This is a genomic window from Pseudomonas sp. P42 (assembly GCF_017973755.1).
GTDB classification, from domain to species: Bacteria; Pseudomonadota; Gammaproteobacteria; order Pseudomonadales; family Pseudomonadaceae; genus Aquipseudomonas; species Aquipseudomonas iridis.
The window spans coordinates 368487-385515 of sequence record NZ_JACOPU010000002.1; the positions used below are offsets into that span (position 1 = coordinate 368487).

Annotated in this window: 14 protein-coding genes and 1 pseudogene; 8 read left to right on the forward strand and 7 right to left on the reverse strand. The window is 59.3% G+C overall.

The annotated features are described in order from the left end of the window. Positions 1–14 precede the first annotated feature (14 nt). On the forward strand, positions 15–1445 hold the full coding sequence (gene sbcB, locus H8B20_RS06575; protein ID WP_210622680.1) for an exodeoxyribonuclease I: 1431 nt from the start codon (positions 15–17) through the stop codon (positions 1443–1445). A 97-nt stretch (positions 1446–1542) separates the two neighbouring features. Here the strand turns inward: sbcB and mvaT are convergent, their stop codons facing one another. Further along, a complete protein-coding gene (gene mvaT, locus H8B20_RS06580) occupies positions 1543–1920 on the reverse strand; it encodes a histone-like nucleoid-structuring protein MvaT (RefSeq protein WP_007933316.1) in 378 nt (125 codons plus the stop codon). A gap of 337 nt (positions 1921–2257) precedes the next feature. Here mvaT and purU point away from each other — a divergent pair, with 337 nt between their 5' ends. Both purU and H8B20_RS06590 read left to right on the forward strand, forming a co-directional pair. Further along, positions 2258–3106 (forward strand): formyltetrahydrofolate deformylase, encoded by an 849-nt coding sequence (gene purU, locus H8B20_RS06585; RefSeq protein WP_042560661.1) that lies wholly within the window; start codon positions 2258–2260, stop codon positions 3104–3106. Positions 3107–3208: 102 nt separating this feature from the next. Next, positions 3209–3385, forward strand: a complete 177-nt coding sequence (locus H8B20_RS06590; protein WP_210622681.1) for a hypothetical protein — start codon at positions 3209–3211, stop codon at positions 3383–3385. Here the strand turns inward: H8B20_RS06590 and H8B20_RS06595 are convergent. From H8B20_RS06595 to H8B20_RS28220, 5 genes and pseudogenes are all read right to left on the reverse strand, one after another. Continuing rightward, positions 3369–4367 (reverse strand): glucosaminyl phosphatidylglycerol flippase, encoded by a 999-nt coding sequence (locus tag H8B20_RS06595; RefSeq protein WP_042560660.1) that lies wholly within the window; start codon positions 4365–4367, stop codon positions 3369–3371. The genes H8B20_RS06590 and H8B20_RS06595 overlap by 17 nt on opposite strands. Continuing rightward, positions 4364–5140 carry an N-acetylglucosaminyl phosphatidylglycerol deacetylase gene (locus H8B20_RS06600; protein ID WP_210622682.1) on the reverse strand — a complete coding sequence of 259 codons (777 nt, stop codon included), beginning with the start codon at positions 5138–5140 and terminating at the stop codon, positions 4364–4366. Before H8B20_RS06600 ends, H8B20_RS06595 begins: the two co-directional genes overlap by 4 nt. Next, complete coding sequence (locus H8B20_RS06605) at positions 5133–6254, reverse strand: N-acetylglucosaminyl phosphatidylglycerol synthase (protein WP_196304177.1); 1122 nt, start codon at positions 6252–6254, stop codon at positions 5133–5135. The genes H8B20_RS06600 and H8B20_RS06605 overlap by 8 nt, the downstream gene beginning before the upstream one ends. 331 nt (positions 6255–6585) lie before the next feature. Continuing rightward, positions 6586–7350 carry a methyl-accepting chemotaxis protein gene (locus H8B20_RS28215; protein WP_390896373.1) on the reverse strand — a complete coding sequence of 255 codons (765 nt, stop codon included), beginning with the start codon at positions 7348–7350 and terminating at the stop codon, positions 6586–6588. 93 nt (positions 7351–7443) lie between these two features. Then, positions 7444–8475 (reverse strand): annotated as a pseudogene (locus H8B20_RS28220) (HAMP domain-containing protein); the annotation flags it as partial. 188 nt (positions 8476–8663) lie between these two features. On the opposite strand from H8B20_RS28220, the gene H8B20_RS06615 reads away from it, so the two are divergent. Next, positions 8664–10151: a helicase HerA-like domain-containing protein gene (locus H8B20_RS06615; protein WP_047303179.1), complete on the forward strand. Its 1488-nt coding sequence runs from the start codon at positions 8664–8666 to the stop codon at positions 10149–10151. Between the two features lie 159 nt (positions 10152–10310). On the opposite strand, the gene H8B20_RS06620 is transcribed toward H8B20_RS06615, so the two are convergent. Beyond that, positions 10311–10766, reverse strand: a complete 456-nt coding sequence (locus H8B20_RS06620; protein ID WP_042560657.1) for a DUF721 domain-containing protein — start codon at positions 10764–10766, stop codon at positions 10311–10313. Between the two features lie 307 nt (positions 10767–11073). Between H8B20_RS06620 and secA the strand changes: the two genes are divergently transcribed. From secA to H8B20_RS06640, 4 genes are all read left to right on the forward strand, one after another. Next, positions 11074–13809, forward strand: coding sequence for a preprotein translocase subunit SecA (gene secA / locus H8B20_RS06625; RefSeq protein WP_042560656.1), 2736 nt, complete (start codon positions 11074–11076; stop codon positions 13807–13809). 122 nt (positions 13810–13931) lie between these two features. Next, positions 13932–15149 carry a bifunctional glutamate N-acetyltransferase/amino-acid acetyltransferase ArgJ gene (gene argJ, locus H8B20_RS06630; protein ID WP_042560655.1) on the forward strand — a complete coding sequence of 406 codons (1218 nt, stop codon included), beginning with the start codon at positions 13932–13934 and terminating at the stop codon, positions 15147–15149. A gap of 176 nt (positions 15150–15325) precedes the next feature. Further along, the gene (locus H8B20_RS06635; protein ID WP_210622684.1) at positions 15326–15958 is read left to right on the forward strand and encodes a glutathione S-transferase family protein; all 633 of its coding nucleotides are present in this window, start codon (positions 15326–15328) and stop codon (positions 15956–15958) included. Next, positions 15955–16899 (forward strand): Nudix family hydrolase, encoded by a 945-nt coding sequence (locus H8B20_RS06640; protein ID WP_210622685.1) that lies wholly within the window; start codon positions 15955–15957, stop codon positions 16897–16899. The genes H8B20_RS06635 and H8B20_RS06640 overlap by 4 nt, the downstream gene beginning before the upstream one ends. Positions 16900–17029: the final 130 nt, after the last annotated feature.

Consider the following 17029-nt stretch of genomic DNA (forward strand, 5'->3'; position numbering starts at 1 on the left):
TTCAGGAACCGCCCGTGACTTCCATCTTCTGGTACGACTACGAAACCACCGGCATCAATCCCCGTTGCGACCGGCCGCTGCAGGTTGCCGGGATTCGCACCGATCATGAACTCAACGAAATCGACGAGCCGGTCAATCTCTACTGCCAGCCCAGCGACGACATCCTGCCGCACCCGGCCGCGTGCGCGATCACTGGCATTACCCCGAGCCAGCTCGCCGAAAAGGGTTTGAGCGAAGCCGATTTCATGACCCGGGTACACGCGCAACTGGCCGCTCCCGGCACGTGTGGCGCGGGTTACAACACCTTGCGTTTCGACGACGAGATGACGCGCTACAGTTTGTATCGCAATTTCTTCGACCCGTACGCGCGCGAATGGCAGGGCGGCAACAGTCGCTGGGACTTGATCGACGTGGTGCGTGCCGCGTATGCCTTGCGTCCGGACGGGCTAGTCTGGCCGACCGATGACGAGGGGCGGGTGACCCTCAAGCTCGAGCGCCTGACGGCCGCCAACAACATTGATCACGGGCATGCCCACGAAGCCTTGTCGGACGTGCGTGCGACCATCGCGCTGGCGCGTTTGATCCGTGAAAAGCAGCCAAAGCTGTACGACTGGCTGTTCCAGTTGCGCAGCAAGCAAAAGGTCATGGATCAGATTCGCCTGTTACAGCCGATGGTGCATATCAGCGGACGTTTCTCCGCAGCGCGCAGTTATGTCGGCGTTGTATTGCCGCTGGCCTGGCACCCGAAAAACCGCAACGGCTTGATCGTCTGCGACTTGCACCTCGATCCGCAGGGCTTGCTCGATCTGGATGCGCAAACCCTGCGCCAGCGTTTGTACACCCGCCGTGACGATTTGCTGGAAGGCGAGTTGCCGGTGCCACTCAAGTTGATTCATATAAACCGATGCCCGGTGGTGGCGCCGCTGACGGTATTGCGTGCGCAGGATCAGCAACGGCTGGGCCTGGACATGGCGCTTTATCAGGAACGAACGCTGCGACTAACTGACGCACAACAAGTTTGGAAAGATAAAGTTGCGGCGATTTATGCCAGTGAAGATTTCACCCCGAGCGAGGATCCGGAACAACAGTTGTACGACGGATTTATCGGTGACCGCGACCGGCGTCTATGTGAGCAAGTCAGAGCGGCCGATCCTGCTCAATTGGCGCAAGAGCAATGGCCTTTCGATGATGAACGTTTGCCTGAATTACTCTTTCGATATCGAGCGCGCAACTTTCCAGAGACGTTGAATTCTGAAGAGCAGGAACGCTGGCAAATATTTTCGCGGCAGCGTTTGTCCGAGCCTGAATGGGGTGCACCCAATACCTTGAAATCTTTTACGGAGGCCGCAGAGCAATGGTTGCTAAGTGCGACACCGATGCAGAAAGAGGTGCTCAATGAATGGCAGAATTATGTCCAGGCTTTACGCAAACGTTTGAATCTTTGAAATCGAACATCGCCGGGAGCAAATTCCAGGTATAAAAAAACGCCAGCATTTGCTGGCGTTTCTTTTTTCGCGGATTGCTCTGCGAAGGCGTTGCGGCTTAGCCCAGCAGGGTAGCCCAGCCTTCAACCACGTCACCGCCCCACTTGGCTTTCCACTCTTTCAGAGTTTTGTGGTTGCCACCTTTGGTTTCGATGACTTCGCCATTGTGCGGGTTTTTGTATTGTTTAACTTTGCGAGCACGCTTGGTGCCGGTAGTTTTTACTGCGCCGCCGCGTGGTGCTTTGGTTTTCGATTCCGGATCCAGCAGCGCGATGATGTCACGCAGGGATTTGGAGTATTCGCCCATCAGGGTGCGCAGTTTGCCTTCGAATTCCAGCTCGGTTTGCAGTTTGTCGTCTTGCGACAGGTTCTTCAAACGGGCTTGCAGCTCTTTGATTGCTTCTTCGGTGGCGCGATATTCGTTGATCAAGGACATGATTACTACCTTAGTAGAGTGCTGAATTGCAGGGGACAGTGGCGTAATAATAGTCAGGCTGTTTCATCAAGTAAACATTTAACCGGGTTTTTTATTTAAATTAGTTACAAGAATTAGCAGCAAATTGAATGTCCAGTTAAATAGTGTGATGCAGTCATCACACATATTCACAGTGAACGGCACAAGAGGGGGCATTGGTGGGGGGGCAAGTTGACCGTGGTCCCGTGAAAAACGCCATGCTACGGGGCGGGTCGCGCGTGCGCGTTCATCAATACTGCAGTTTTCCTGCGCAGTCGCTAGAATGGCGGCCTTTGCGAAGTTCTGGAGTTACCCCCTCATGCGCACTTTTCGGCTGGTGATTTCTTGCCCGGACCGCGTTGGCATCGTTGCCAAAGTCAGTAATTTTCTGGCATCCCACAACGGCTGGATCACCGAAGCGAGCCACCACTCCGACAATCAGGTTGGCTGGTTCTTCATGCGTCACGAGATTCGTGCCGATTCGCTGCCGTTCGGTATTGAAGTATTGCGCGAGAAGTTTGCGCCAATCGCCGAAGAGTTCTCGATGGACTGGCGCATCACCGATACCGAGCAGAAGAAACGCGTGGTGTTGATGGCCAGCCGCGAATCCCACTGCCTGGCTGACCTGCTGCACCGCTGGCACAGCGATGAGCTGGATTGCGAAATATCCTGCGTGATTTCCAATCACGACGACCTGCGAAGCATGGTCGAGTGGCACGGCATTCCTTATTACCATGTTCCGGTCAATCCGCAGGACAAGGAGCCGGCCTTCGCCGAGGTGTCGCGTCTGGTCAAACAGCACGACGCCGAAGTTGTAGTGTTGGCGCGCTACATGCAAATCCTGCCGCCGGCGCTGTGCCGCGAATATGCCCACCAGGTCATCAATATTCATCACAGCTTCCTGCCGTCGTTCGTCGGCGCCAAGCCTTATCACCAGGCGTCCCTGCGTGGCGTGAAGCTGATCGGCGCGACCTGCCATTACGTGACCGAAGAGCTGGACGCGGGGCCGATCATCGAGCAGGACGTTGTGCGCGTCAGTCACAGCGACAGCATCGAAGACATGGTGCGTTTCGGTCGTGACGTCGAGAAGATGGTTCTGGCGCGCGGTCTGCGTTATCACCTTGAAGATCGAGTGCTGGTGCACGGCAACAAGACTGTGGTGTTCTGATCGAACTCACGCATGCTTGAAAAAGGAAGGGCCTGGGCGTTCAATCGTCCAGGCCCTTTTTTGTATAAATCCCTTTGCCGTTTTTTTATCCGAGGAAAAGCCATGAGCGATCCACTGGACAAAGCCACTTCCAAAGCACCCGCCACTGTGGGCGAGGGTTGTTTGAGTCGTTATGACCCGGATGACATGAGCCCGGAGGATGGCACCGAGTTTCCCGGTGCGGCCGAGTTGTGGGAACAACTCATAGATGAACAGGATGAGGCTAAGAAGCCTGCCTGACTTTCATCAGTTTTCTCAGCAACGGTCGCCCAAGCATCAGCAGAAACACCGGCCCACCCACCACCAGATAAAAGTAAAACGTCACCACCCGCCATATCAGAATCGCCGCCGCTGCTGTCGATTTGCCGACCATGGGTGCCAGCAGCGCCGCCGAGGTCAACTCCGCAGCGCCCGCGCCACCGGGCAACAGACTGAACTGCCCGGCGCCCAGCGAAAGCATCTGCACCAGAAAACTCCAGGCCCACTGCAAATCCGCTCCCAGGCCGCGCAATGCCAGATACAGCACGCTGTAACGCAGCAGCCAATGCACACAAGTCAGGGCGAAGACTTTGCTCAAGGTTTGCCATGGCAATTTCAGCGTATCGATAAATGCCGCGAGAAAATGCAGCAGCTTGCGTGCCCAACGGCGACGGGTGTTGGGTTGCACGTTCATGCGTGCCAGCACCCGGCCGCTGAGGCGGATCAGTCGGCGATGGTAGCGCGCCAGCAGCACGCAACTGCACAGCCCGCCGAACAGCGACACGGCGCTGATAATCAGCAGCCATTCCATACGGTCGCTGAGGTGTTGAAACAGGGCGTAAATCAGAATTCCGCTCAGGGCGCAGAGAAAAAACAGCAAATCGCTGAGTTGATCCATGGCAAACACCGCACTGCCACGGGCCGGCCGTACGCCGCAGCGGGCCAACAGCGCCATGATCGTCAGTGGCCCGCCGCTGCCGCCGGGTGTCGCGCAATAGGCGAACTCGGCCGCCATGACCACGCCCAGGCTTTTCAGCGGCGTGACGCGGTCGCGTTGATCGCCCAGCAACAACCGCAGGCGCAAGGTGTTGATGCCCCAGCACAGCAGAATCATGCCGAACATGATCAGCAGCCACTTCAGAGGAAAACTTTGCAGGCGCGCCCAGATTTCACTGCCACCGAGCAGCAGCGGAATCAGCACCGCAGCGAGCAGTCCGATCAGCAACACAATGCCGCGGTTCATGCGGCGGGCTCCAGTTGATCGCGCTGTTGGGCCAGCCAGTTGATTTTGGTCATCGGTACTCGTCCATCCGTCAGCAACCGTTCGAGGGTATTGCGCCAATATTCGCGGGAGAACCCGTGGCGCATGTCCACCGGGTGCAATCCTAGCCGAATCACCGGCGCTTGGCGCCAGCGCTGTTCACGTTGCTCGCTGAGAATTTTTGACAGGCCACGACGCCAGGCGCTGCGGGCACTCCAGACCAGGCCCGGTGCGTCGATCGGGGTGAAATCCGGCAGACGATACAGATGCTGCGGATCACTGGTGTAGCGCAACGGCAACTCGCGCAGCGCCAGGCGTGTGCCTTCGCTCATCAACCAGGCCGGGGCAACAAAACCGTGCAGTGGCCAGTCGTAGCGCTGGAACATCTCAATGCCGGCGCGAAGACGGGCGAGAGCAGCCTCGTGGGACAATCGATAGAACTCGCCCTCATGGGTATAGACGCGGCGCATGAACCAGTCTCTTGGTGTGCGCGGTCGAGGCTCCTGGTCATCATGGAAAAAACCGTGAAGGGCCAATTCATCGCCACGGGCGACGCGCTTGCTCAGCAACTGCCGAAAATCCGGGTGCGCATCGAGATTGTCGTGGCGATGAAAGTCCGGCACCACCAGCCAGGTCATCGGCACGTTGCCCAGTGCGTCGACCGCCTCGACAAACGGCTGGTAATCCGCCCAGGTCGATGGCGCCACATCGTGCAACACCAGCAGCACAGCGGGTCGGTTCATGAGATCAGCCATTCGCCACCCGAGGCATCGCGTGGCCAAGGACTGCGTGGTAGTGACTCAGCAGGCTATCGACCACTGTGTCCCAGGCGTAATGGTGTTCGACATGTTGGCGCGCCTGAGCACCGAGTTTGCTAACGCCGCGACTGAACAATTCGCGCACGGCATTGGCCATCGCCTGCGGGTTATTCGGTGCGCAGAGCAGGCCGCAGGAATCGGGGACGATTTCTTCAAACGCCCCGGCCGCCACCGCCACGACCGGAATGCCGCAAGCCATGGCCTCAAGGATCACCAGACCGAAAGTTTCCTGATCCCCGGCGTGCAGCAGCGCATCGGCACTGGCCATCAGTCGTGCAACGGTTGGTGCCGTGCAGAATTCATTGATGACACTGACGTTATCCGGCACCACGGCAGGCATCGACGAACCGACCAACAACAAGTGATAGCGCGGGCCGAGGCGTTGCATGCATTTGAGCAGCACTGGCAGGTTTTTCTCTTTCGAACCACGCCCGGCGAAGATCAGCAGGCGTGTGTCTTCGTCGATCCCCAGTTCGGCCCGCAGGCCTGAATCACGGGCGGCAGGGTTGAAGGTTTGCAGATCGACACCCAGCGGTTGCACAAAGACGTTGCGCACGCCGAGGCCGATAAGTTTGTCAGCCATGACCTGACTGGGCGCGAGAACCCGGTCAAAGTTGCCGTAGAGCTTGGTGACGTAAGCCTCGATGTTCGGCGTGACCCAATGGCCCATGCGGTTACTGACCAATAGCGGCAGGTCGGAATGATAAAAGCCGATCACCGGCACATCCAGTTGTCGCCGGGCATCCAGAGCGGCCCACGCTGTGAGGTACGGATCGCCGACTTCGATCAGATCCGGCTGCAAATCCTGAAGGACATTTCGCCACGGGGCCAAGCGTACCGGAAAGCGATAACCCTTGCCGAAGGGCAGGGCGGGGGCGGGAACCGTGTACACACCATCGTGTTCGCCGAATTTTGCGCCGGGAATCAGCAAGCTGTGGCGAATCCCGGATTTGATGCCCAGCCGACGGTGCTTGGCATCCAGATATGTGCGTACGCCGCCGCTGGCCGGGGCGTAGAACATGGTGATGTCGGCAATGTGCACGGTGATCATCCCTCCGCTGTTGTTCTCCCTTGGTTGACCTTTATGAAGAATAGATGTTCTGTCGGGATTTTTGCGCTGGAACGAAGAGCACCCTAACCCTCTCCCGGGGGGAGAGGGGACTGATCGAGGTGTTTGGGGTTGCTGTGTCGACCTGAAGCTCAGAGTTGAACTCAGGAAGCCCCCTCTCCCGGAGGGAGAGGGGGCTGATCGGGGTGTTTGGGCCTGCTGTGTCGACCTGAACTTCTGAGCCGGATTCAGATTGAAAAGCTTGAAGATCGGCTCCCTTTCCCCTCGCCCCCTCTGGGGGAGAGGGTTGGGGTGAGGGGGTAAGCTCTTGATCTTAAATGCGGAAACTCCCCACCAATTGCGTCAACCGCGAAGCCTGCTGCTCCAGATCCGAACACGCGCGCAGCGTTGCGTGCAGGTTCTCCACGCCTTCCTGGTTCAGCGTGTTGATCTCGGTGATGTCGACATTGATCGACTCGACCACCGCCGTCTGCTCCTCGGTCGCGGTCGCCACCGACTGGTTCATCCCGTCGATCTCGCCAATCCGCTGAGTCACGCTGTTCAGACGCTCACCGGCAAGGTTGGCGATCTCGACGCTGTCCTGGCTGTGACGCTGGCTCTCACTCATGGTGCTCACCGATTCCCGCGCGCCGACTTGCAGCTCTTCGATCATGGTCTGCACTTGCTGCGCCGATTCCTGCGTGCGGTGTGCCAGATTACGCACTTCGTCCGCCACCACGGCAAAACCACGACCGGCCTCACCGGCACGCGCCGCTTCAATGGCCGCGTTGAGCGCCAGCAGGTTGGTTTGCTGGGAAATGCTGGTGATCACTTCGAGAATTTGCCCGATGTTCACGGTTTTGCTGTTGAGCGACTCGATGTTGCTGCTCGACGCACTAAGCATGCTCGACAGTTGATTCATCGCCTTGATGCTGCGATCCACCACTTGTTGGCCGTCTTCGGCGAGGCCGCGGGCGTCGCTGGCCTGATTCGAGGCCTGGGCGGCATTGCGGGCGATCTCCTGCGCGGCGGCGCCAAGCTGATTGATCGCGGCGGCGACACTGCTGGTGCGCGAAGCCTGCTGGTCGGAATTGTACATCGACGAATTAGACGCAGCGACCACGCGCAGGGCGACTTCGTTGACTTGGCCGGTGGCCGACGAGACTTCGCGAATCGAGCCGTGGATCCGCTCGACGAAGCGGTTGAACGCCGTACCCAGTACGCCAAATTCATCGTTATTGACGATGGTCAGGCGCTTGGTCAGGTCACCTTCGCCATCGGCGATGTCTTCCATGGCGCGGGTCATGACGTGCAAAGGCTGAATCAGGATGCGGATCAACATGCCGAGCAGAGCAAGGATGATGCCGACGGCGATGATGGTCGCAATGACGGCAGAGGTGCGGAATTCGCTGAGCATCGCGAAGGCCTGGTCCTTGTCCACCGACAGGCCGATGTACCAGTTCACCGACGGCAAGCCTTTGATCGGCGCGAAGGTAACGATGCGGGTTTTGCCATCGACGGTGACTTCACTGAAATCGCTGCTGATGCGCGGGGTGTCCTGTGGATACGCTTCCTTGAGTGATTTCATCACCAGGGCTTTGTCCGGGTGCACCAAAATCTTGCCGTCGGCGCTGACCAGGAACACATAACCCATGCCGTCAAAATCCCGGGCGGCGAGGGTGTCGACCAGTGATTGCAGGCTCAGGTCGCCGCCGACCACGCCGACGCTCTGGCCGGATTTTTTCGAGGCGGTGGCGACGGAGATGATCAACTGACCGGTGGCTGCGTCGATGTACGGTTCGGTCAAGGTCGAGGTGCTGCTGCTCTCGGCACCTTTATACCAAGGGCGAACCCGCGGATCGAAACCGTCGGGCATCTTCACGTCCGGGCGAATGGTGAAGTGGCCAGTGGCATCGCCCAGGTAGGTGGCCATAAACGTCGACGTCAGGCTTTTCTGTTCCAGCAGACTGGCGACGTTGGCGGGTTCGGGGTTGATGGCAATGTTCTGGGCGGCGTTCTCGACCAGCATAATGCGGCCGTTGAGCCAGGTCTGGATGCTGCCGGCAGTGACTTCGCCCATCTCGTTTAGATAGTTGTCCAGATCTTCACGAATCGCGTTGCGCTGTAGCCAGTCGTTATAAAGCGTAAACGAGGCAAAAGCGGCGATGACGATGAGGGCGGCGGCAAGCAAAATTTTATGGCTGAAGCGCAGATTTTTGTTCATGGCTTGGGGTTCCGCTAAGGTCTTAATGTCCTGGGCGTGCTTTTATAAAGACGCGCAATATGGGCAAAGGTGAATAAAAGCTGATATTTCCGTCTCTCCTTAGGGAAATGTCCTACCGACTTTTCAGTCAGGTCTACGCCTTTATCTATCGGCCATCGCGAATTAAAGATTAACCATTGGGTGACAAAATGCCTGACTCATCGCAACTCGTAATCGGCGCCGATCTCGCGGGGCAACCGATCGCACAGGCCCTGCGCCTGGCAAACCGTCACGGTCTCATCGCCGGCGCCACCGGTACCGGTAAAACCGTGACCTTGCAGCGCCTGGCCGAAGCCTTCAGCGACGCCGGCGTCGCTGTATTTGCTGCCGACATCAAGGGCGACCTGTGCGGCCTCGGTGCTGCCGGCAACCCTCAGGGCAAGGTCGCCGAACGCATCGCCGGCATGCCTTGGCTCAATCACCAGCCGCAGGCTTATCCGGTGACGTTGTGGGATATTCACGGCGAGTCCGGTCATCCATTGCGCACCACGTTGAGCGAAATGGGCCCGCTGTTGATCGGCAGTCTGTTGGAACTCACCGACAGTCAGCAGTCGGCGTTGTATGCCGCATTCAAGGTCGCGGATCGCGAAGGGCTGCTGCTGCTGGATCTGAAGGATCTGAAAGCGCTGCTCAACCACCTCAAGGACAACCCGCAGTTGTTGGGCGAAGACGCGGCGCTGATGACCACCGGTTCCAGTCAGGCGCTGTTGCGCCGCCTGGCAACCCTGGAACAGCAGGGCGCCGAGGCCCTGTTCGGCGAGCCGGCGCTGCAACTCGAAGACATCCTGCAACCGGCCGCCGATGGCCGTGGGCGTATTCATCTGCTGGATGCAAGTCGTTTGGTGCACGAGGCGCCGAAGGTGTACGCCACGTTCCTGTTGTGGCTGCTGGCCGAATTGTTCGAGCAGTTGCCAGAGCGCGGCGATGCCGACAAACCGCTGCTGGCGCTGTTTTTCGATGAGGCGCATTTGCTGTTCGGCGACACTCCCAAGGCGTTGCAGGAGCGGCTGGAGCAAGTGGTACGGTTGATCCGTTCCAAGGGCGTGGGTGTGTATTTCGTCACTCAATCGCCAGCCGACTTGCCGGACGACGTGCTGGCGCAGTTGGGCCTGCGCGTTCAGCACGGCTTGCGCGCGTTCACCGCCAAAGAGCAGAAATCCCTGCGCGCGGTGGCTGACGGCTTCCGGCCCAATCCGGCATTCGACAGTCTGTCGGTGCTGACTGAACTGGGGATCGGCGAGGCGCTGGTCGGCACGCTGACGGAAAAAGGCACGCCGGAAATGGTTCAGCGCGTGCTGGTGGCGCCACCGCAGTCGCGGATCGGGCCGCTGACGGAAACCGAGCGCACGGTGCTGATTGCCGGGTCACCGTTCAAAGGGCGCTATGACAAACCGATCGATCGCGAGTCGGCGTATGAAATCCTGATGGGGCGTAAAGGCCTGGCACCGGAGGCAGAGGCGCCGGTGGGCAAACCTGCGGCCGAGGAACCGAGCCTGGCTGATCGTGCCGGGGAATTTCTCGGCACGGCGGCGGGCCAGGCCTTGAAGTCAGCCATGCGCCAGGCAGCCAATAATCTGGGCAAACAATTGGTGCGCGGCCTGATGGGCTCCCTGCTCGGCGGCAGCAAGCGCCGCTGATCCCAACGGTGTGGCTGCAGGACTGGATGGATGCAGATCCAAATGTGGGAGCGAGCCTGCTCGCGAAAGCGGTGTGTCATTCAGCTCTAGGGCGTCTGACACGACCTCTTCGCGAGCAGGCTCGCGCCCACATTGAATTGGAATCAGCTTTGGAAAATGTCAGGTTTTGTCTTTTGCGTGTGCCGCCAACCGCTCCAATGCCGCGCGCAACCCCGGGTCACTGATCCCGTCTGCCGTGGCCTGAATGGTTGCCGCCGCGTTCGTCGACAGATCCATCGTGTGCCCGGTCGCCCCGCGCTGAACCGTCGGCGGCTGCACCTTGAACAGAATCCGCGTCAGGCTGGCGAACTCATCGAACATCTGCAATTGCCGTTGCAGGCGTTTTTGCTGATAACGCAGGCGCGTGGCCCAGTGGCCATCGGTCACGATCAACAGCAGATTGCCTTCACGCCACGACGCTACATGGCAATGTTCGCGGGCAGCGGGTTGCAGTTGGCTTTCGAGCAGGCGTTGCAGATGACCCAGTCGATGGGCATGGCCGAGGATGGCTTTGAGCGGCTTGGCTTCGCGTAGCAAAACGGCGGGTGCTTTGGCCGTAAGAGGGCGAAATGCCATGATCGAACACCTGAAGTAACAGAAGCGCCATGGTAGCAGAAAGCACCGAAATCACTCGCCCATTGCTTTTGACCCTGCTTTACCCATTAAATCAACGACTAACTTCTTTCCCGTGTGGGTTGAAGTTGAGCAAAACGCCCCTATTTTAAGTGAGCCCCGTCAAAGCGCAGTGCCAGCATCGTGGAACATCGCCACTTTCCTCACCACCGTTTCCGGGTAGAATGCTCGTTCGCATGCGGCCATGAGGGCTGCTCGGGCGACTCACGGGGCCGCCCTCCATCCCTTTAGTGTGGAAGATCCTGCCGATATGTTTGCGCCTTTGTTAAAGAAACTTTTTGGAAGCAAGAACGAGCGTGAAGTCAAACGCATGCTCAAGACGGTACAGAACGTCAATGCCTTCGAAGAGCAAATGGTAGCCCTTTCGGACGATCAATTGCGCGCCAAGACTGAAGAGTTCAAGGCCCGCATCGCCAAAGGGGAAACCCTCGACAAGCTGTTGCCAGAAGCCTTTGCGGTTGCCCGCGAAGCCGGCAAGCGCGTCATGGGTATGCGCCACTTCGACGTGCAACTCGTCGGTGGCATGACCTTGCACGAAGGCAAGATTGCCGAAATGCGTACCGGTGAGGGTAAAACCCTCGTGGCGACCCTGGGTGTTTACCTCAACGCACTGTCCGGCAAGGGCGTGCACGTTGTGACGGTGAACGACTACCTGGCGCGTCGTGACGCCAACTGGATGCGCCCGCTGTATGAATTCCTCGGCCTGACTGTCGGCGTCGTGACGCCGTTCCAGCCGCCGGAAGAGAAGCGCCAGGCTTACGCTGCGGACATCACCTACGGCACCAACAACGAATTCGGTTTCGACTACCTGCGCGACAACATGGCGTTCAGCATGGAAGAAAAATTCCAGCGCGAACTCAATTTTGCCGTGATCGACGAAGTCGACTCCATCCTCATCGACGAAGCACGTACTCCGCTGATCATTTCCGGTCAGGCCGAGGACAGCTCCAAGCTGTACACCGAGATCAACAAACTGATCCCGCAGCTGGAACTGCACGTTGAAGAAGTCGAAGGGGAAGTCACCAAGGCTGGCCACTACACCGTTGACGAGAAGACCCGTCAGGTCGAACTCAACGAAGCCGGTCACCAGTTCATCGAAGACATGCTCACCCGCGTCGGCCTGCTGGCTGAAGGCGAGAGCCTTTACTCGGCACATAACCTGGGCCTGTTGACCCACGTTTATGCCGGTCTGCGTGCGCACAAGCTGTTCAATCGCAACATTGAATACATCGTGCAGGACGGTCAGGTCGTACTGGTCGACGAACACACCGGTCGTACCATGCCGGGCCGTCGTTTGTCCGAAGGTCTGCACCAGGCTATCGAAGCCAAAGAAGGCTTGAACATTCAGGCCGAGAGCCAGACCCTGGCATCGACCACGTTCCAGAACTACTTCCGTCTTTATACCAAGCTGTCCGGCATGACCGGTACCGCTGACACCGAAGCGTTCGAATTCCACCAGATCTATGGTCTGGAAGTGATGGTCATTCCGCCGAACAAGCCGTTGGCGCGTAAGGACTTCAACGACCTGGTGTTCCTGACTGCCGAAGAGAAGTACGCGGCAATCGTTACCGACATCAAGGAAAGCATGGCTGCCGGTCGTCCGGTGCTGGTGGGTACTGCCACCATCGAAACTTCGGAGCACATGTCCGCATTGCTCGTGAAGGAAGGCATCGAACACAAGGTTCTGAACGCCAAGTTCCACGAAAAAGAAGCCGAGATCATCGCGCAGGCCGGTCGTCCGGGCGCACTGACCATCGCGACCAACATGGCCGGTCGTGGTACCGACATCCTGTTGGGCGGCAACTGGGAAGTTGAAGTGGCGTCGCTGGAAGATCCGACGCCTGAGCAGATCGCCCAGATCAAGGCCGACTGGCAGAAGCGTCACCAACAAGTGCTGGAATCCGGCGGCTTGCAGGTGATCGCGTCCGAGCGTCACGAATCCCGTCGTATCGACAACCAGCTGCGCGGCCGTGCCGGTCGTCAGGGTGATGCCGGTTCCAGCCGCTTCTACCTGTCGCTGGAAGACAGCCTGATGCGCATCTTCGCCTCTGACCGGGTGAAGAACTTCATGAAAGCCCTGGGCATGCAGCCGGGCGAAGCGATCGAGCACCGCATGGTGACCAACGCGATCGAGAAGGCGCAGCGCAAGGTTGAAGGCCGTAACTTCGACATTCGCAAGCAACTGCTCGAGTTCGATGACGTCAACAACGAACAGCGTAAAGTGATCTATCACATGCGTAACACGTTGCTGGCCGCTGACAACATTGGCGAGACCATCGCTGACTTCCGTCAGGACGTACTCAACGCCACCGTCAGCGCGCACATTCCGCCGCAATCGCTGCCAGAGCAGTGGGACGTCGCCGGTCTGGAAGCTTCGCTGCAGAGCGATTTCGGTGTGGCGCTGCCGATCCAGCAGTGGCTCGACGAAGACGATCACCTGTACGAAGAAACCCTGCGCGAGAAGCTCATGACCGAGCTGATGGCTGCGTACAACGAGAAAGAAGATCAGGCCGGTGCCGAGGCACTGCGCTCCTTCGAGAAGCAAATCGTTCTGCGCGTGCTGGATGATCTGTGGAAAGACCACCTGTCGACCATGGATCACCTGCGTCACGGCATCCACCTGCGTGGCTATGCCCAGAAAAACCCGAAGCAGGAATACAAGCGCGAGTCGTTCACGCTGTTCTCCGAGCTGCTCGATTCGATCAAGCGCGACTCGATCCGTGTGCTGTCGCACGTTCAGGTCCGCCGCGAAGATCCGGAAGCCGAAGAGCAACGTCTGCGTCAGGAAGCCGAAGCATTGGCCGCCCGCATGCAGTTCGAACACGCCGAAGCGCCAGGTCTTGAGCAACCGGAATTGCTCGGTGAAGAGGTCGATGTGGCCCTCGCCACCGCCCCGGTTCGCAACGAGCAGAAGCTGGGCCGCAACGAACTGTGCTACTGCGGTTCGGGCAAGAAATTCAAGCATTGCCACGGGCAGATCCAGTAAAACCCGTTTCAACCGCTGAAATACCCCGCGCCGCGACCGGCTCCTGCCGTCGCGGCGTTTTGCCATTCAAACCACTGCCTGCAAATGGGCGGTGCAGACATCATTGAGTAAGGAGCGCATTCATGGCTGTTGGTCTTGGTCCTTTGCCAACGTTGCACCCGGTTGCCGGTTTTGAACTCGGTATTGCCTCGGCCGGCATCAAGCGCCCCGGGCGCAAAGATGTCGTGGTGATGCGCTGCGCCGAAGGTTCGACGGTGGCGGGCGTGTTTACGTTGAACGCCTTTTGTGCAGCGCCGGTGATCCTGGCGAAGAAGCGCGTTCAAAACGATGTGCGCTACTTGCTGACCAACACCGGTAACGCCAACGCCGGTACTGGTGAGCCGGGCCTGGCCGCCGCCGAGCGCACCTGCGCGAAGCTCGCTGAGCTGACCGGCGTCGATGCAAACCAGATTCTGCCTTACTCCACCGGTGTCATCGGCGAGCCACTGCCGGTCGAGAAGATCGAAGGTGCACTGCAAGCCGCACTGGACGATCTGTCGGAAAACAACTGGGAAGCGGCCGCCACCGGGATCATGACCACCGATACGTTGCCCAAGGGCGCCAGCCGCCAGTTCCAGCATGACGGCGTGACCATCACCGTTACTGGCATCAGCAAAGGCGCGGGCATGATCCGCCCGAACATGGCAACCATGCTGGGCTACATCGCTACCGACGCCAAAGTCTCCCGTGACGTCTTGCAGAACCTGATGCTCGACGGTGCCAACAAGTCGTTCAACCGCATCACTATCGACGGCGACACCTCGACCAACGACTGCTGCATGCTGATTGCTACCGGCAAGGCTGCACTGCCGCAAATCACCCGTGCCGAAGGCGAACTGTTCGCCAAGTTGAAGCAGGCAGTCTTTGAAGTGTGCATGGACGTGGCCCAGGCCATCGTGCGTGATGGCGAAGGCGCGACTAAGTTCGTGACCGTTGAAGTGAACGGCGGCGGCAATCACCAGGAATGCCTGGACGTTGGCTACACTGTGGCGCACTCGCCGCTGATCAAGACCGCGCTGTTCGCCTCCGACCCGAACTGGGGCCGTATTCTGGCGGCTGTCGGTCGTGCCGGCGTCCCGGATCTGGACGTGAGCAAGATCGACGTGTTCCTCGGCGAAGTGTGCATCGCCAGCCGTGGCGCCCGCGCCGCGACCTACACTGAAGCGCAGGGTTCGGCGGTGATGCAGCAGGAAGAGATCACCATCCGCATCGAACTGGGTCGCGGCGATTGCAGCGAAACCATCTGGACCACCGACCTGTCGCACGAATATGTGAAGATCAACGCCGAGTACCGGACCTGATCCAGTCTGAGACCGAGTCGCTCCATTCTCGAGCAGGCGTGCTCCGACACTGATCTCGGGTGCTCACAAAAGTTGTGTGCACCGGTGAACTCTGTGGGAGCGCGCCGGCTCGCGAAGGTGGCGGTCCAGACGCAACTGATCCCAAGGTTTTTCCACTGACGAAAAGGCGCCACACCATGTCCCTGCACCTGATCATCGGCGACAAACTGCTTTCCTCCTGGTCGTTACGCGCCGCGTTGGCGCTTGAACTGACCGGCGCCCCCTACACCGAAGAGTTGATCAAACTCGGCAAGCCTGACACCCGTGCGCTTTTGCTCAAGCATTCGCCGACCGCCAAGGTACCGCTGCTGAAAACCGCCCTCGGCACTGTTGCCGATTCGCTGGCGATTGCCGAATACCTGGCCGAGCAGTTTTCTTCCGAGCAACTCTGGCCAACCGATATCGCCGCCCGGGCCCAAGCCCGATCAGCCTGTGCGCAGATGCACAGCGGCTTTTTCGCCATGCGCAATCACATGCCGTTCAACCTGAGCCACGACGCGCCGCTGAATCCGGTGCCGCCCGAGGTTAAGGTCGATATCGAGCGCATGCTCGCGTTGTGGGCAGAATGCCGTGCCGCCGCCACCGAGTCCGGGCCGTACCTGTTTGGCCGGGTGAGCCTGGCCGATGCGTTTTTTGCGCCGATCGCCGTGCGCCTGCGCACCTATCAGGTGAAACTGCCGGACGCCGACGAAGCCTATGTTGAAACCGTCTACCAATGGCCCGCCTTTAAGGCGTGGCAAAAGGCTGGACTGGAGGAATTGAATCCGTGAAACGCGTACACGTCGCCGCCGCCGTCATTCGTGACAGCAGTGGCAAAATCCTTATCGCCCGCCGTGCCGACACCCAGCATCAGGGTGGTTTGTGGGAGTTTCCCGGCGGCAAGGTCGAGGCCGACGAATCGGTCGAAACCGCGCTGGCCCGAGAGCTGCAAGAAGAATTGGGCATCACCGTGGGTGCCGCTCGGCCGTTGATCAAGGTGCGTCACGATTACCCGGACAAGCAGGTGTTGCTGGATGTCTGGGAAGTGTCGAGTTTCAGCGGCGAGCCGCACGGTGCCGAAGGCCAGCCATTGGCCTGGGTGACGGCGAAGGAGCTGGTGAACTACGAGTTCCCTGCCGCCAACCAGCCGATCGTCGCAGCGGCACGCTTGCCTGCCGAATACCTGATCACACCGGAAGATCTGGAAACCCCAGCCTTGCTGCGTGGGATTCAGAAAGCGATTGCCGGCGGGATCAAATTGATCCAGCTGCGCGCCCCCAATGGCTATGACCCGAAGTACCGCGATCTGGCGGTGGACGCCGCGGGGCTGTGTGCGGGCAAGGCGCAGTTGATGATCAAGGGGCCATTTGAATGGCTCGGTGATTTTCCGTCTGCCGGGTGGCACATCACGTCTGCGCAGTTGCGTAAATACGCGGCGGCGGGGCGTCCGTTACCGGCGCAGCGCTGGCTCGCGGCGTCTTGCCATAACGCCGAAGAACTGGCGCTGGCCGAGCAGATGGGTGTGGATTTTGTAACCTTGTCGCCGGTGCAGCCGACCCTGACGCATCCTGATGCGCAGCCCTTGGGCTGGGAGCAGGCTTCGACGTTGATCGAGGGCTTCACCAAACCCGTGTTTTTGTTGGGGGGAGTTGGCCCGGCGGAGCGCGAAAAGGCCTGGGGTGTGGGCGCGCAGGGTGTGGCAGGGATTCGGGCGTTCTGGCCTGAGGCTTGATTATGTAGAGCGGCCACCGGCCTCATCGCTGGCAAGCCAGCTCCCACAGAGATTTTTGTCGTTCACTGATGATGTGCACACCAATGGAACCTGTGGGAGATGGCTTGCAAGCGATGGCGTACAGACAGGC

Coding starts and splice junctions, on each gene's coding strand:
- mvaT (WP_007933316.1), bottom strand. CDS start 1,920: ATGTCCTTGATCAACGAATATCGCGCCACCGAAGAAGCAATCAAAGAG.
- purU (WP_042560661.1), top strand. CDS start 2,258: ATGCGCACTTTTCGGCTGGTGATTTCTTGCCCGGACCGCGTTGGCATC.
- H8B20_RS06590 (WP_210622681.1), top strand. CDS start 3,209: ATGAGCGATCCACTGGACAAAGCCACTTCCAAAGCACCCGCCACTGTG.
- H8B20_RS06595 (WP_042560660.1), bottom strand. CDS start 4,367: ATGAACCGCGGCATTGTGTTGCTGATCGGACTGCTCGCTGCGGTGCTG.
- H8B20_RS06600 (WP_210622682.1), bottom strand. CDS start 5,140: ATGGCTGATCTCATGAACCGACCCGCTGTGCTGCTGGTGTTGCACGAT.
- H8B20_RS06605 (WP_196304177.1), bottom strand. CDS start 6,254: ATGATCACCGTGCACATTGCCGACATCACCATGTTCTACGCCCCGGCC.
- H8B20_RS28215 (WP_390896373.1), bottom strand. CDS start 7,350: ATGTACAATTCCGACCAGCAGGCTTCGCGCACCAGCAGTGTCGCCGCC.
- H8B20_RS06615 (WP_047303179.1), top strand. CDS start 8,664: ATGCCTGACTCATCGCAACTCGTAATCGGCGCCGATCTCGCGGGGCAA.
- H8B20_RS06620 (WP_042560657.1), bottom strand. CDS start 10,766: ATGGCATTTCGCCCTCTTACGGCCAAAGCACCCGCCGTTTTGCTACGC.
- secA (WP_042560656.1), top strand. CDS start 11,074: ATGTTTGCGCCTTTGTTAAAGAAACTTTTTGGAAGCAAGAACGAGCGT.
- argJ (WP_042560655.1), top strand. CDS start 13,932: ATGGCTGTTGGTCTTGGTCCTTTGCCAACGTTGCACCCGGTTGCCGGT.
- H8B20_RS06635 (WP_210622684.1), top strand. CDS start 15,326: ATGTCCCTGCACCTGATCATCGGCGACAAACTGCTTTCCTCCTGGTCG.